A 13,464-nucleotide genomic window follows, 5' to 3' on the forward strand; every position below is an offset into this window, starting at 1 on the left:
ACGTCTGGTGATCCCCGCTCACCACCTCGGCTCCTAGCTTTCCGGCACCGAGGAGAGCGAGCACCCGATGAGCGCACCACCGAGCGGCCACCCGCGTTACGAGATCCGGCTGACCGGCCAGCTCGACCGGCGGTGGGCCGCCTGGTTCGACGGGCTGACCCTCACGCCCGCCGACGACGGCACCACCAGCCTGCGCGGCCCGCTGGCCGACCAGGCCGCCCTGCACGGCGTGCTGCAGAAGGTGCGCGACCTCGGCCTGCCGCTCCTCGCGGTCACCCGCCTCGACGCCGAACCGCCGTCCGCCCCACCCCGGAAGCCCGGAGAGGAACCGACATGACCACCACCGCGCCGAGCCCCGCCCCCCGGGCCGCGACCGATCCGATGCGGCGCACCGCCCGCGCCGCCGGGATCCTCTACCTGCTCACCTTCGTGTCCGTGCCCACCCTCGCCCTCTACCAGGGGGTGCGGGGCGAGCCCGGCTTCGTCCTGGGCGCCGGCAGCGACACCGGTGTGCTGCTGGCCGCCTTCTCCGAGGTCGTCGTCGCCCTGACCTGCATCGGCACGGCCGTGGTGCTGTTCCCGGTGGCCAGGCGGCAGAGCGAGACGGCCGCCGTCGGCTTCGTCGCCTCCCGGGTCGTCGAGGGCACCTTGATCGTCGTCGGCGTCGTCAGCGTGCTGACGATGCTCACCCTGCGCACCGACGTCGCCGGCACCCCCGACGCCGACCCGGCCGCGCTGGTCACCACCGGCGCCGCCCTGAGCGCCGTCTACGACTGGACGTTCCTGCTCTCGCAGAGCCTCATGCCCGTCTTCAACGGGCTGTTCCTGGGCTACGTCCTCTACCGCTCAGGCTTGGTGCCGCGCGTCCTGCCGACCCTCGGGCTGGTCGGCGCCCCGCTGCTGCTGGCCTCCGACGTCGCGGTCTTCTTCGGCCTGTACGACCGTGCCGCCCCGGTCGCCGTCCTCGCCGCCCTGCCGATCGCGGTCTGGGAGCTCTCCCTCGGCGTCCACCTCACGGTGAAGGGCTTCCGGCCCGCGGCGGTGGCCGCGCTCCCGCCCGCGCGGCAGGACGCCGTCCCGGCCTGACCGCCGCCGCCCCCGGCCCGGCCGCCTCGCTGCGAGGCGGCCGGGCCCAGCCCTCGTCCACCCGCTGCGCGCCCGCCGACGGGAGGCGGCCTCAGGACATCACGACCGGGGCGCTGGACCGCGATGCCTGGTTCTCGGCGATGAACTCGCGGACGACCGGGTAGATCTCGCTCTCCCAGCGGGAGCCGGCGAAGACGCCGTAGTGGCCGACGCCGTCCTGCAGGTGGTGGCGCTTCCGTTCCTCCGGGATGCCGGCGCACAGCTGGTGTGCCGCTTCGGTCTGCCCGGGGGAGCACATGTCGTCCTGCGCGCCCTCGACGGTGAGCAGGGCCGTGTCCCGGATGGCCGAGGGGTCCACCGGCCGGCCGCGCCACGTGAAGGCACCTCGCGGGAGGTCGTGCTCCATGAACACGCGCTGCAGCGTCTCCAGGTAGAACTCGGCCGGCACGTCCATGACCGCGCCGTACTCGTCGTAGAACGACCGGATGCTCGCCGCCTGCTCCTCGTCGCCGGTGACCATCGCCCGGTACAGCCGCACGTGGGCGCCGAGGTGCCGGCGGGGGTTCATGGACATGAACGCGGTCAGTTGGGCGGCCCCGGGGTAGACGCGCCGCCCCGCGCCGGCGTACGCGGCGGGCACCCGCGTGATCAAGAGTCGCTCGTAGAACGACAGCGGACGCCGGTCGGCCAGCTCGTTGACCCGGTTCGGGTTGATCCGGGTGTCGACCGGCCCGGCGATCAATGTCAGGCTGCTCGGCCGGGCGGGATCGTCGGCGGCGGCCATGATCGAGACGGCCGCCAGAACGAGCGGAGCCGGCTGGCACACCGCGAGCACGTGGGTGTCCGGGCCGAGGTGCCGCAGCGTCTGGAGGACGTGGTCGATGTACTCGTCGAGTCCGAACCGGCCCGCGGCGACGGGGATGTCGCGGGCGTTGTGCCAGTCCAGCACGTGCACGTCGTGGTCGGCGAGGAGCGTGCGGACCGTCGGGCGCAGCAGTGTGGCGAAGTGCCCCGAGATCGGCCCGACGAGCAGCACGCGCGGCTGCCCCGCCACCCCCGGCTTGGCGAAGTGCCGGACGGTGGCGAACGGCGTCGACAGCACGGGCCGGACGTCGACGTCGGTCGACCGGCCGGCCACGGACACGGACGCGATGCCCCAGTCGGGGCGCTCGTGCGTGGGTCGGGCATCGGCCACGATCCGGCAGGCGGCCCGGAGCCGGCGCGGGCCCGGAAGGGCCGCCAGCGGCGCCGGCAGCGACTCCAGTGCCCGGCTCATCAGGGCGGACCCGGTCCGCGCCGGTGCGGTCACCCGCTGCTGCCATTCGTACGTGGTGTAGAACATCCGCCTGCCCCTCGAGATCGGGTGACCGAGTGTGGTCTGGACCACACCGCAGGGACGTTAACCGACGCTCACGTCAACGGCGCGTTGCGGCGCGAGCGCGAGCCGGGGTGGCGGCCACCGTTCCATGAGTGCGTCGACCGGCGCCACGGCGGCGTCCGCGCCTACCTGCACGCCGTCCGCGTGCCGCCCGCCGTCGTCGGGGCGCTCACCGGGGCCCTCGTCGAGCACGACCCCCTTTCCGATCCCAGCGAGGAGTGCGCGTGAACGTCACCGAGACCATCGCGGTCGCTGCCCGTCCCGACGCCGTGTGGAAGGTGGTCGGCAACGCCGGCGCCATCGCGGACCGGGTGCCGGCCATCGAGAGCTCCCGGCTGGAGGGCGACGTCCGGCACGCGACCTTCGCCGGCGGCGGGGGTGATGCCACCGAGCGGATCGTCGAGCACGACGACGCGACCCGGTCGTACCTCTACGAGTACCTCGTCGTCCCCGAGGAGTGCCCGTGACCACCGCCCACCCGCTCGCCGCGCGACCGGTCGTGCTCGCCGAGCGGTACGCGGTGGGCCCGGAGCATGCCACCCTGGTGCAGCTTCGAAGCCTGCTCGAGCAACTGGTCGACGAGGCCGGCCGGACGCGGTGACCGGACCGCTGGGCCACCAGGTGTCGACCGGGTGACCAGGCGTGCTGCAGGAGGATCCGACGTTCCGAGGAGAACGATGCCGGTGGACACGATCGACCACGGGAACGGTGGCACGTCCGGGCGGTCGACCGTGCGCTCCTTCACCTACCAGGCGCTGCCCATGCGCGTGGTCTTCGGGCCGGGCTCGGTCTCCCGGCTCGGCCAGGAGGTCGAGGCCCTCGGGCTGACCCGGGTGCTGGTGCTCTGCTCGCCCGAGCAGGAGGACACCGGCCGGGCGGTCGCCGCGGCGCTGGGGGAGCGGGCCGCCGGCGTGCTGCCCGAGGCGCGGATGCACGTGCCGGTCGAGGTGGCCCACCGCGCCCGCGACCTGGCGGCGTCGCTGGGCGCGGACGGGTGCGTGGCCGTCGGCGGCGGCTCGGCGGTCGGGCTGGGCAAGGCGATCGCCCTGGAGCACGGCCTGCCGGTGATCGCCGTCCCGACGACCTACGCCGGCTCGGAGATGACGCCGGTCTGGGGGCTGACCGAGGGCGGGGTCAAGCGCACCGGCCGCGACCTGCGGGTGCTGCCGGTGAGCGTGCTCTACGACCCGGAGCTGACCGTGTCGCTCCCGGCGGGGCTGTCGGCCACGAGCGGGGTCAACGCGATCGCGCACGCGGTCGAGGGGCTGTACGCGCCCGACGCGACGCCGATCGTCTCGCTGATGGCGGAGGAGGGGGCCCGCGCGCTGGTCGCCGCCCTGCCCCGGGTGGTCGCCGACGGCGCCGACCTCGACGCCCGCGGCGAGGCGCAGTACGGGGCGTGGCTGTGCGGGGCGGTGCTGGCCGCGACCACCATGTCGCTGCACCACAAGCTGTGCCACACCCTCGGCGGCACGCTGGACCTGCCGCACGCGCAGACGCACACCGTCGTCCTGCCGCACGCCCTCGCCTACAACCAGCCGGCCGCCCCCGACGCCGTGGCCGCGCTCTCCCGCGCGCTCGGCGGGGCACCCGACCCGGCCCGGGCGCTGTGGGACCTCGCCGGCCGGCTCGGCGCACCCCGGTCGCTGGCCGAGCTGGGCATGCAGGAGCGCGACATCCCGCGCATCGCCGACCTCGCCGTCGCCGGGGGGGCCGGGTCGAGCTATCGCAACCCGCGCCCGGTGACCCGGGACGGCGTCGAGGCGCTGCTGCGGGCGGCCTGGCGGGGGGACGCCCCGGAAGCCGCGCAGTTCCAGCGCTGACGTCGCCGCCGCGACGTCAGTCCGCGAGCATCCGGCGGACCGCGCCGAGGTCGTACCACATGGACAGGTCGACGATCCGTCCGTCCCGCACGCGGAAGAGGTCCACCGCGTCGAAGGCGATCGGCCGCCCGGTGCGGGTGGTGGCCGTGAAGAGCACCTCCACTGCAGCCCGGTCGCCCTGGACGATCAGGTCGGTGACGGTGTCACTGTGTTCCGCCCAGGCGGCGAACACGGCGCGGAACCGAGCGACGACGTCCGCCCGACCCTCGTGCGCGGGTGTGCCGGGTGCCCGGTACCGGGCCTGCTCGTGGAACAGCTGCCCGAGTGCCTCCCAGTCCTCGCTGTCGAGCGCGGCGAAGTAGCGGCGCACCACGTCCTCGGTCGTCGTCATCAGGACGGCACTCCTCCCGGTCACCAGCGCCCCCGGTGGTCGGGGACCCGCTGGACGATGGCCGCGGCGCAGACGAACAGCGCCGCGAAGACCGCGAACGACCCCGCCAGCGTCGCCGCCACGTCGTCGCTGCGCGCCATCACGGCGCTGGCGACGGAGATACCTGTGATGCCACCGGCCTGGCGGAACATCCCCCGCAGACCCGCCACCGACGCGGCGTCGTCCGCGGCGAGGTGGAGGGTGGCGTTGTTCGATGCCGGCATCGCCAGCCCGTTCCCGACGCCGACGACCGCGGCCGAGACGGCCAGCCAGGCGTAGGGGGACAGCTCCCACGGGTCCAGGGCAGTCAGGAGCAGGCCGGCTGCGGCGAGAAGGAACCCGATCCGCATGGGCAGCCGGTAGCCGGTCCGGCGCAGCAGGAGGACGGCCGTGCTCGCCGCCGCGATGACCGCGAGCGCCCGCGCCACGAGCAGGGTGCCCGAGCCCAGCGGCGACAGCTCGAAGCGCTCTTGCGCGTAGAGCGGCAGCAGCGAGCCGAAACCGAGGATGGCCACGCCCATGCAGAAGTTGACCGTGTTCATGGCCAGGAAGGGCCGCTGAACGACCAGCCGCGGCGGCACGAACGGCGCCGCGGTACGGGCGCTGAGCACCGCGAATGCCACGAGCGATGCCAGCCCCACGCCGAGCGGGAGCAGGAACCAGAGGTCGAAGAGCGTCGTCGTCGGGCTGCCGAGGTGGCCGACGGCGAGCATGAGGCCCAGCAGGCCGGTCCCCAGCGTGACCATGCCCCACGGGTCGAACGGGCGCGGGGCCCGGGCACCGGCCGCCGGGAGGTACCGGTGAGCCACCGCGAGGAGCAGCAGGCCCACCGGGACGTCGACCAGGAAGATGGCGTGCCAGGACCAGGCGTCGACGAGCACGCCGCCGAGCACCGGGCCGACCACCGCCCCGATCGAGAAGACCGTGCTGAACAGACCCAGTGCGCGGTCCCGGTCGCGCCCGAAGCAGTCGGAGACGATCCCGGTCGCCGCCGGCATCAGGGCGCCGGCACCGACCGCCTGCACCCCGCGCAGGATGACGAGGACGGCGATGTCCTCGGCGGTCCCGCAGCACAGCGATGCCGTGGTGAACACGCCGAGCGCCACCAGGAACACGCGCCGTGCCCCGAACTGGTCGCTCAGCCGACCGGCGACCGGGAGCACCAGCACCTGCACCAGCGCGTAGACCGTGATGGTCCAGGTGGCCCAGGACAGCGGCGCGTCGAGGTCGTCGCTGATCGTCGCCAGCCCGGTCGCCACGCTGGTCTGGTCCACCGACCCCATGAACAGCGCCCCGCCGATGATCGCGAAGGGGACGGCGCGGCGACCCGCGTCGTCCGCCCCCGGTCGGGCACCCCGATCGGTGGTGCCACGACCGGTGCGACGCAGCAGCGGCGGCACTAGCCGGCGGACGGTGCCGGACGGGTGGGCCACATGTCCGGCCGGAGGTAGTGCAGCTCGTCGCCGGCCCAGCCCAGCCCCGACGGGACCGTGAAGCGGATGTCGAAGGTCATGCTGACGAACGACCACCCCTCGGTCGTCCGGCGGAAGACGTCGTCGTACCGCCCGACGACCACGTACGAGACCCCGAACCTGGCGTAGCGCGCGTCGAGGTAGGAGTAGGCGGTGGCGGAGTCGCCGTCCACGTCGACGGTGTGGCAGTGCGGGAACTGCTGGACCATGAAGCGGTCCCGCGCGCCCATGGCCAGGTAACCGGCGTGGATCGCGGCTCGTCCGTCGTAGCGGCCGAGGTAGCCGAGGTCGATGACCCCGTCCTCGCAGAACAACGAGCTCACCCGGTCGAACTGGCCCGAGTTCACGAAGTGGTGGTAGTCCGACCGCAGGCGGCGGATCTCCTCGATGTCCTCCAACCGCCGGACGCGTGCGGCGAGCTCCGCCGTGGAGCTGTCGGCTTCCACTGGTCCTCCTCCTCCCGCACTCGAGCGGGTCATCGATCCGGCTGCTCGTGCGCGGCGTTCTCGCCGGCGATCCGGCCGAACGCCAGGCACTCGGCGAGGTTGCCGCCCCCCACCGGGTACAAGGTCCCGTAGACCGAGCCGAGCTCCCCGGCGGCGTACAGCCGTGGCACGGGCTGACCGGTCACCCTCATCACCTGCCCACGCTCGTTGCGCTCCGGGCCGCCCTGCGTGTTGGGACCACCCGGCCACAGGCGCACCGCGAAGAAGGGCGGCTCCAAGGGCACGAGGGTCTCGGGAGGGCGGCCGACCGGCGGGGGCCCCAGCGGGTCGAGCCCGGCAGCGCAGCCGGCGTCGTACTCGCGCAACGTCTGCCGCAGGACCGCGGCGTCCATCTCGAGCGAGCGGGCCAGGTCCTCGATGCTGTCGCCACGGACGATCCACCCGCGGTCGAGCTCCTTCTGGTTGTCGTGGCTCCACGGGTAGAGCTGCAGCGGTCCCGCGGCTCCGGTCTCCCGCAGCGCGAGCTGCCCCCGCGCCATCCGGGCGGAGTCGAAGATCCAGTACGAGGGGATCCGCGGGTGCAGTCCGCGCTGGCTGTCGTAACCGGCCAGCTCGTAGTAGTGCGTGTGCTGCTTCCAGACCTCGTTCGTGAAGCGCCGGCCGAGCCGGTCGACCTGCATGGCGCCGCAGGAGGCGACCGCCCCGGACGCCGGCGTGCCCTGCCCGTCGGACCGGGCGCTGCCGTAGAGCACGGCTTCCTGCGTCAGCCCGTCGCCGTAGCCCCAGAAGTTGATGGGGAACCCCGTCGCGAAGTCGGGGAACCGGGCGATCGCCTTCGCCGAGCAGGAGCGCATGTGCCACAGCGCCGCTCCCACCTCCTGCGCCATCAGCACGCCGTCGCCGGTGCTGTCCGGACTGGCGTAGAAGTGCGTCGGCGTGATCGGCAGGTGGTCGCGCTTGAGCCGCTCGTTGAACTCGAAGCCGCCGGTCGTGAGGACCACCGCCCTCCGGGCGCGCACGTTGAGTGTGCGGCGGCCGTGCTGGACGACCTGCACACCGACGACGGCGCCGCCGTGGTCGGTGAGCAGCCACCGGGCCGCCGAGTCGTACCGCACCTCGATGCCGCGACCGGCGACGAGCTGCTGCAGCCACAGGAACATCCCGTACCCGCGAGCCGGCGCACCGGGCTCGCCGGTGCCGAAGCGGTAGCTCTGGATCGCCTCGACCCCGGGAACGTGGTGGTGCTCGCCGGAGGATGCGAACAGGTGCGCCGCCCCGCCGTGCCGCTCGACCCAGGCCAGGTTCCCCGCGCAGGCGTGCGCCCACGCGCGCAGCACCTCCGGCGGTGTCTCGTACTCGTCGGTTCCGACGCGGTAGAGCTCGAGAACGTGCTCGTACGCTGCCTCGGGGTCGGACGGGCAGATGAAGCTGCCCCCGGACATGAAGGTGTTCGGGTGGCGGTGGTCGCGCGACTGCTTCTCGATCACCAGGACGTCCGCACCGGCGTCGTGGGCGGTGACCGCCGCCACGGCACCCGCACCGCCGTAGCCGAGCACGACGACGTCCGCCTCGTCGTGCCACGTCGGGTTCTTCAGCCACATGGGTCGCCTCCGGCGGTGCCGACCGGGCGTCAGCGCTCGTAGGTGCCGACCAGCCGGTTCTGCTCGAGGATGGCGTCGGCGTAGTCCCGCAGGAACTCCTCCCGGGAGGGCGTGCCCTCGACCGGCCGACTGAGCGCGTAGACCCAGAAGTAGTAGTGGTGGACGCCGTGGCCCGCCGGCGGGCGTGGACCACCCCAGCGGTGCTCACCCCAGCCGTTCGGGCCCGGGCGGTAGCGCTCGTCGGCGTCCGAGCCCAGGTCGCCGCCCGTGGCGGGGATCCCGTACAGGGTCCAGTGCGTGTAGCCGTTCGGCAGCGGCGCATCGGGGTCGTGGCAGACCACCGCGAGTTCCACCGTGCCCTCCGGCGCACCCGACACGGTCAGCGGTGGCAGCTCGTTCTCCTTGTCGTAGGCGTTGCGGTCCTCCAGCCGGCCGGCGGGGCCGAACTGGGGACTGGAGATCGCGAGGTCGGCGATGGTCGGCATGGCGGGGCTCCTCTGGGTCGACGGGGCGCAGCGCTGCGCCCGACAGCTGTAGCGCCGAGGCCGGACAGGACGCCAGGGAGTCGTTCCGGTCGGCGGACAGGCAGTTCCCCGCGGGCCGAGTGGCCCCGTGTCCCGCATTCGGTGTTCCGCCGGGTGAGACGGGTCACTGTCTGCCGCGTCGCCCCCCTTGCACCATCGGCCCCCGCCGGGTCGGACGGTGCCCACCGCCCCGTCCGGTGTCGCAGGAGGGAGACGCATGAGCGACGGCGACGCACGCCTGCGACCGCGAGGTCTGGACCGGCTCACCGTGGTCGTCGACGACCTCGACGAGTCGATGCAGGACTACGGGCTGATCCTCGGCGTGGACCGATGGGCGCTGTTCGAGGACGCCGACCGGGTCGGGGACCTGCGCGTCGACGGCCTGCGCAGCAACGGGCGCTGGCGATCGGCGGTGGGCAGCACCCCCTCCGGAGCCGTGACGTTCGAGCTGGTCCAGCCGCTGACCGGGCTCAGCACCGCCCAGCTGTTCCGTGCCCGGCGGGGCAACGGGATCATGCAGGTGGACTTCACCGCCGGCGCGGCGGAGCTGCGTCGGGCCGAGGAGTTCTTCGCCGCGAGGTCGGTCTCCGTCCTCCAGCGCTACGTCGTGGACGGCGTGCTGGAGGACGTCACCTTCGACACCCGCGAACTGCTCGGTGGGTACCTGGTCAACTACCGGGCGCCGCTCACCGACGACGACGAGGCAACGCCCGAGCCGGACCGCATCTGCGACGTCAGCCAGACCTACACCCGTCCCGGGCCGATGACCGCCCTCGACGTCCCCCGGTTGCACCACATCGGGATCGTGTCGCGCGACGTCGTCGGGTCCGTCGGCAGGCACGCCTCCGTGTTCGACATCGACCGGTGGAACTTCATCAACTGGCGCCGGGAGCGCGGGCGGCTGGAGACGCCCTTCTACCGGGGGCGGCCGGTCGACCACGAGTACCTCACCGGACGCGCGTTCGACTTCCAGGACTTCGGCTTCGAGGTGGTCCAGCCCACGTTCGGGCCCAGCCACTACAAGGACGACTTCCTCCAGGTCGTCGGCGAAGGCATCCACCACCTGCTCATCTGCTTCCCGACCGACGAGGAACGGTGGGCCGAAACCGTCGAGTGGCTGGAGTCCGAGCGGGTTCCCCTCGTCATGGGCTCCGAGATGCGGGGCGGGTCGGGCAGGTTCTACTACCTGGACAGCCGCGAGCGCCTCGGTGGATGGGTCATCGAGGCGAGCTTCCCGCGGGCTGGACGACCCGTGGTGGGTCCCATCAACGACTTCTCGATCGACTACCGCGCGCAGACCGCCGATTAGAGGACGTGGGTCGATGGCCATCAGGATCGTGAGCAACATCAGCGTCGCGCCGGACGCGGTGGAGCCGTACCTGGCGTACTGGCGCACGCGCTCGCCGGAGTGCCGGGACGAGCCCGGCAACCTGCAGTACCAGGTCTTCCGCAGCATCGAGCAGCCGAACGAGTTCGCCCTGCTCGAACTGTGGGCCGACCAGGAGACCTACGACCGGCACTGGGAACTGCAGCGCAGCATCCCGGACCGGCCGACGTTCCCCCGGGTCCCGCGCGCACACGGCCGCGACGGCATCGAGTTCTACTTCGACCACCGCTACTTCCGGCTCGTCGACGGCCGTTGGCAGCCGGCCGAAACATGAGCGACACAGGCGGTTCCGCTCAGCGGTACGGGCTGCTTCCTGCGCTCGGGCCCGCTCGCCACTCTCTCCCCCCACACGAAGCGCCGAGAGGATGACCATGGCACCGATCGACACGTCGTCGCTGGTGGACCACGTCAACGGGAGGATCAGCCCGACGATCTACCAGGACGAGGCGATCTACCAGGCCGAGCTCGAGCAGGTCTTCGGGCGCTGCTGGCTCTTCCTCGCCCACGACACGATGATCCCCAGGGCCGGTGACTTCTTCCAGACGTACATGGGGGAGGACCCCGTCCTCGTCGTCCGCCAGCGCGACGGCTCGGTGCGGGCCTTCCTGAACCAGTGCCGCCACCGCGGCATGCGGATCTGCCGGGCAGACCTCGGCAACACCAAGATGTTCACCTGCACGTACCACGGGTGGACCTACAACACCGCCGGCGACCTGGTGTCGGTCCCGCACGAGGACGACGCCTACTTCAACGAGATCGACCGCTCCGAGTGGGGACCCGCGCAGGTCCGCCTCGCCACCTACAAGGGCTTCATCTTCGGCACGTGGGACCAGTCCGCGCCGGACCTCGACACCTATCTCGGCGAGATGGCCTGGTACTTCGACGCCTTCTGCGACCGGTGGGAGGAGGGCGGCGAGGTCATCCCCGGGACGCACAAGTGGCTGATCGACTGCAACTGGAAGTTCGCCGCCGAGCAGTTCGCCTCCGACTCCTACCACGCCGAGATCAGCCACGCGTCGGCCTACATGGCCTACGTCGCCCCGGGTGAGGGCCTGTCGCTGAACGAGCTCGTGGAGAACCGCAAGAAGGCCGGCTTCCAGTTCACCTCCACGCAGGGGCACGGCACGGGCTTCCGCACCTCGCCGCAGCCCAAGCGGGTCGGCCCGGTCGTCCAGGAGTGGGAGGCGCAGGTCCAGCCCAAGATCGTGGACCGGCTGGGACCGGCGCGGGCGAACTTCATGCCCGGGCACGCGACGATCTTCCCGAGCCTGGCGTACCTGTCCAACGGCACCTTCCGGGTGTGGCACCCGCGGGGCCCGAACCAGATCGAGGTCTGGGCGTGGGGCCTGGTGCACAGGGCCGCGCCGGAGAAGGTCAAGGACGAGCGGCGCGTCGAGATCCTCCGCACGTTCTCCCCCGGCGGGCTCTTCGAGCAGGACGACGGCGAGAACTGGAACGAGATCCAGAAGGTCCTCCGCGGCTGGCGCGCGCGGCAGCACCCGCTCAGCATCCAGATGGGCCTGGGACACGCGCGCTACGACGCCGAGGGGTTCCCCGGCCGCAGCGCCTACGTCTTCTCCGAGGAGGCCGCGCGGTCGTTCTACAAGCGCTGGTCCGAACTGGTCTCGGGGCTGACCTGGGCGGAACTGGCGGAGATCGACGAGGCCGACCGCCGCGCCCGCCCGCAGCAGGCGTCGTCGTGAGCACCACGGCGCACGGGGCGGCGCGGATCTCGCGGCGCAGCGACGTGGGCGCGGCGACCCACCACGAGATCGAGCAGTTCCTGTACGACGAGGCCGACCTCCTCGATTCCTGGCAGTTCGACGAGTGGCTCACGCTCATCGCGCCCGACATCCACTACTGGATGCCGACGCGGACCAACCGCCTGCAGCGGCAGCGGCACCTCGAGACCGGGGGGCTCGGGGACGCCGCCTACTTCGACGAGACCTACGAACACCTCGAGCAGCGCGTGCGCCGGCTGAGGACCGGCATGGCGTGGGCGGAGGACCCGCCCTCGCGGACGAGGCACATGGTCAGCAACGTCCGGGTGCGATCGACCGACATCGACGGCACGTACGAGCTCGACTGCGCCTTCTTCATCTACCGCACCCGTCTCGAACGCGAGATGGACATGTTCGTCGGGCGGCGCAACGACGTGGTCCGTCGCGCTGCCAACGCCTACGGGTTCGAGATCGCCCGACGCACGATCCTGCTCGACCAGGCCACCCTGCTCGCGAAGAACCTCTCGATCTTCTTCTGAGCGCCGGCACATCCATCCATCCCTGCAACCCCCCTGTGAGGCAACGATGTCCGTGGGTAAGCGCGGTCTGGGAGCAGTTGTGCCCCTACTCTGCGTCGCAGCACTGACCGCCGCGTGCGGCGGCGGCTCCGACGCCGACTCCGACTCCGAGGCAGCGGCGACGTCCGCCGAGGCGACGGAGGACGGGCCGCAGTTCTTCGATCTGCTCCCGGCCGATATCCAGCAGTCCGGAGTCATCACGGTGGTGGGGGACATCCAGGCGCCGCTGCGGTTCCAGGACAGCGCCGGGGAGATCGTCGGTGTGCAGGCCGACTTCCTCGACGCCATGGCTCCGCTGCTCGGTGTGGAGTTCGAGCAGGCCACCGTCGAGAGCTTCGCCAACATCCAGACGAGCGTCGAGGCCGGTCGCTACGACATGGCCTGGGGCGGTATCGCCGACAGCGTCGAGCGCGAGGCGACGCTCGACATCGTCACCCACTCGGTCTCGGCTCCGACCTTCATGTCGGCGAAGGGCAGCGGCTTCAGCGAGCCGGTCGACCTCTGCGGGCGCAACATCGCGCTGATCTCGTCCAGCGTGCCGCTCAACGCCGCCTTCGACACGCTGACCGCCCTCTGCCAGGAGGAGGGCGAGGACGCCCCCACCAAGATCGACCTGGCCCAGCGCGCCGATCTGCAGCTGGCGGTGCAGTCGGGACGGGCGGACGCCTACGGCACCACGCCGGCCGAGGCCGCGTACACGACGCAGCAGGCCGAGGACAAGTGGGAGTTCTTCATCGCCGACGAGGACCCCTTCGTCGTCACCCAGCTCGGCGCCGCCTTCACCAAGGACAACACGGAGCTGCGCGACGCGATCCACGCGGCGCTGCAGGAACTGTTCGACAACGGCACCTACGAGGAGATCATGACCGAGTGGGGCATGGAGGGCGTCACCATCCCTGAGCCCGAGATCAACCCCGCGGGCGCTGCGGCCGGCGGAGATGGTTCGTCGACCCCCGCAACGCCGAGCAACTGACCGGATCCCGAGCCGGCTCGGCACGGAGAACTGCGGGGAGCGACG

The 13,464-nt window shown here is 72.2% G+C and carries 16 protein-coding genes; 10 read left to right on the plus strand and 6 right to left on the minus strand.

Annotation, left to right across the window (positions count from 1 at the left end):
* Positions 1–67 precede the first annotated feature (67 nt).
* Both ACI8AF_RS06235 and ACI8AF_RS06240 read left to right on the plus strand, forming a co-directional pair.
* Positions 68–337, plus strand: a complete 270-nt coding sequence (locus tag ACI8AF_RS06235; protein ID WP_456538815.1) for a hypothetical protein — start codon at positions 68–70, stop codon at positions 335–337.
* On the plus strand, positions 334–1,086 hold the full coding sequence (locus ACI8AF_RS06240; RefSeq protein WP_456538816.1) for a DUF4386 domain-containing protein: 753 nt from the start codon (positions 334–336) through the stop codon (positions 1,084–1,086). The genes ACI8AF_RS06235 and ACI8AF_RS06240 overlap by 4 nt, the downstream gene beginning before the upstream one ends.
* A 91-nt stretch (positions 1,087–1,177) precedes the next feature.
* Here the strand turns inward: ACI8AF_RS06240 and ACI8AF_RS06245 are convergent, their stop codons facing one another.
* Positions 1,178–2,428 (minus strand): polyhydroxyalkanoate depolymerase, encoded by a 1,251-nt coding sequence (locus ACI8AF_RS06245; RefSeq protein WP_456538817.1) that lies wholly within the window; start codon positions 2,426–2,428, stop codon positions 1,178–1,180.
* Positions 2,429–2,688: 260 nt separating this feature from the next.
* Between ACI8AF_RS06245 and ACI8AF_RS06250 the strand changes: the two genes are divergently transcribed.
* The 3 genes from ACI8AF_RS06250 (at position 2,689) to ACI8AF_RS06260 (ending at position 4,287) form a co-directional block, all read left to right on the plus strand.
* Positions 2,689–2,931 (plus strand): SRPBCC family protein, encoded by a 243-nt coding sequence (locus tag ACI8AF_RS06250; protein WP_456538818.1) that lies wholly within the window; start codon positions 2,689–2,691, stop codon positions 2,929–2,931.
* Positions 2,928–3,065: a hypothetical protein gene (locus tag ACI8AF_RS06255; RefSeq protein ID WP_456538819.1), complete on the plus strand. Its 138-nt coding sequence runs from the start codon at positions 2,928–2,930 to the stop codon at positions 3,063–3,065. Before ACI8AF_RS06250 ends, ACI8AF_RS06255 begins: the two co-directional genes overlap by 4 nt.
* A gap of 76 nt (positions 3,066–3,141) precedes the next feature.
* The gene (locus ACI8AF_RS06260) at positions 3,142–4,287 is read left to right on the plus strand and encodes a maleylacetate reductase (protein WP_456538820.1); all 1,146 of its coding nucleotides are present in this window, start codon (positions 3,142–3,144) and stop codon (positions 4,285–4,287) included.
* A 16-nt stretch (positions 4,288–4,303) separates the two neighbouring features.
* Here ACI8AF_RS06260 and ACI8AF_RS06265 read toward each other — a convergent pair whose 3' ends face one another.
* The 5 genes from ACI8AF_RS06265 to ACI8AF_RS06285 all read right to left on the minus strand — a co-directional run bounded on the left by ACI8AF_RS06265 (position 4,304) and on the right by ACI8AF_RS06285 (position 8,721).
* Positions 4,304–4,678, minus strand: a complete 375-nt coding sequence (locus ACI8AF_RS06265; protein ID WP_456538821.1) for a nuclear transport factor 2 family protein — start codon at positions 4,676–4,678, stop codon at positions 4,304–4,306.
* Between the two features lie 20 nt (positions 4,679–4,698).
* Entirely contained in the window at positions 4,699–6,000 is a 1,302-nt protein-coding gene (locus ACI8AF_RS06270) for an MFS transporter (RefSeq protein WP_456538939.1), read from the minus strand.
* A 116-nt stretch (positions 6,001–6,116) separates the two neighbouring features.
* The gene (locus tag ACI8AF_RS06275; RefSeq protein WP_456538822.1) at positions 6,117–6,635 is read right to left on the minus strand and encodes a nuclear transport factor 2 family protein; all 519 of its coding nucleotides are present in this window, start codon (positions 6,633–6,635) and stop codon (positions 6,117–6,119) included.
* A 29-nt stretch (positions 6,636–6,664) separates the two neighbouring features.
* Entirely contained in the window at positions 6,665–8,236 is a 1,572-nt protein-coding gene (locus ACI8AF_RS06280; RefSeq protein ID WP_456538823.1) for an FAD-dependent oxidoreductase, read from the minus strand.
* A 29-nt stretch (positions 8,237–8,265) separates the two neighbouring features.
* Positions 8,266–8,721: a YbhB/YbcL family Raf kinase inhibitor-like protein gene (locus ACI8AF_RS06285; RefSeq protein WP_456538824.1), complete on the minus strand. Its 456-nt coding sequence runs from the start codon at positions 8,719–8,721 to the stop codon at positions 8,266–8,268.
* Positions 8,722–8,977: 256 nt separating this feature from the next.
* On the opposite strand from ACI8AF_RS06285, the gene ACI8AF_RS06290 reads away from it, so the two are divergent.
* The 5 genes from ACI8AF_RS06290 (at position 8,978) to ACI8AF_RS06310 (ending at position 13,419) form a co-directional block, all read left to right on the plus strand.
* Entirely contained in the window at positions 8,978–10,069 is a 1,092-nt protein-coding gene (locus ACI8AF_RS06290; protein WP_456538825.1) for a hypothetical protein, read from the plus strand.
* 13 nt (positions 10,070–10,082) lie between these two features.
* Positions 10,083–10,421 (plus strand): putative quinol monooxygenase, encoded by a 339-nt coding sequence (locus ACI8AF_RS06295; protein WP_456538826.1) that lies wholly within the window; start codon positions 10,083–10,085, stop codon positions 10,419–10,421.
* Between the two features lie 97 nt (positions 10,422–10,518).
* Positions 10,519–11,850 (plus strand): aromatic ring-hydroxylating oxygenase subunit alpha, encoded by a 1,332-nt coding sequence (locus tag ACI8AF_RS06300; protein ID WP_456538827.1) that lies wholly within the window; start codon positions 10,519–10,521, stop codon positions 11,848–11,850.
* Complete coding sequence (locus ACI8AF_RS06305) at positions 11,847–12,407, plus strand: 3-phenylpropionate/cinnamic acid dioxygenase subunit beta (protein WP_456538828.1); 561 nt, start codon at positions 11,847–11,849, stop codon at positions 12,405–12,407. Before ACI8AF_RS06300 ends, ACI8AF_RS06305 begins: the two co-directional genes overlap by 4 nt.
* Before the next feature lie 79 nt (positions 12,408–12,486).
* On the plus strand, positions 12,487–13,419 hold the full coding sequence (locus tag ACI8AF_RS06310; RefSeq protein WP_456538829.1) for a transporter substrate-binding domain-containing protein: 933 nt from the start codon (positions 12,487–12,489) through the stop codon (positions 13,417–13,419).
* Positions 13,420–13,464: the final 45 nt, after the last annotated feature.

Source organism: Blastococcus sp. SYSU D00669, from assembly GCF_054050715.1.

Bases quoted from the DNA above. Each gene is read 5' to 3' on its own strand.
- ACI8AF_RS06235 (WP_456538815.1), top strand. From the start codon at position 68: ATGAGCGCACCACCGAGCGGCCACCCGCGTTACGAGATCCGGCTGACC.
- ACI8AF_RS06240 (WP_456538816.1), top strand. From the start codon at position 334: ATGACCACCACCGCGCCGAGCCCCGCCCCCCGGGCCGCGACCGATCCG.
- ACI8AF_RS06245 (WP_456538817.1), bottom strand. From the start codon at position 2,428: ATGTTCTACACCACGTACGAATGGCAGCAGCGGGTGACCGCACCGGCG.
- ACI8AF_RS06260 (WP_456538820.1), top strand. From the start codon at position 3,142: ATGCCGGTGGACACGATCGACCACGGGAACGGTGGCACGTCCGGGCGG.
- ACI8AF_RS06265 (WP_456538821.1), bottom strand. From the start codon at position 4,678: ATGACGACGACCGAGGACGTGGTGCGCCGCTACTTCGCCGCGCTCGAC.
- ACI8AF_RS06270 (WP_456538939.1), bottom strand. From the start codon at position 6,000: ATGGGGTCGGTGGACCAGACCAGCGTGGCGACCGGGCTGGCGACGATC.
- ACI8AF_RS06280 (WP_456538823.1), bottom strand. From the start codon at position 8,236: ATGTGGCTGAAGAACCCGACGTGGCACGACGAGGCGGACGTCGTCGTG.
- ACI8AF_RS06285 (WP_456538824.1), bottom strand. From the start codon at position 8,721: ATGCCGACCATCGCCGACCTCGCGATCTCCAGTCCCCAGTTCGGCCCC.
- ACI8AF_RS06290 (WP_456538825.1), top strand. From the start codon at position 8,978: ATGAGCGACGGCGACGCACGCCTGCGACCGCGAGGTCTGGACCGGCTC.
- ACI8AF_RS06295 (WP_456538826.1), top strand. From the start codon at position 10,083: ATGGCCATCAGGATCGTGAGCAACATCAGCGTCGCGCCGGACGCGGTG.
- ACI8AF_RS06300 (WP_456538827.1), top strand. From the start codon at position 10,519: ATGGCACCGATCGACACGTCGTCGCTGGTGGACCACGTCAACGGGAGG.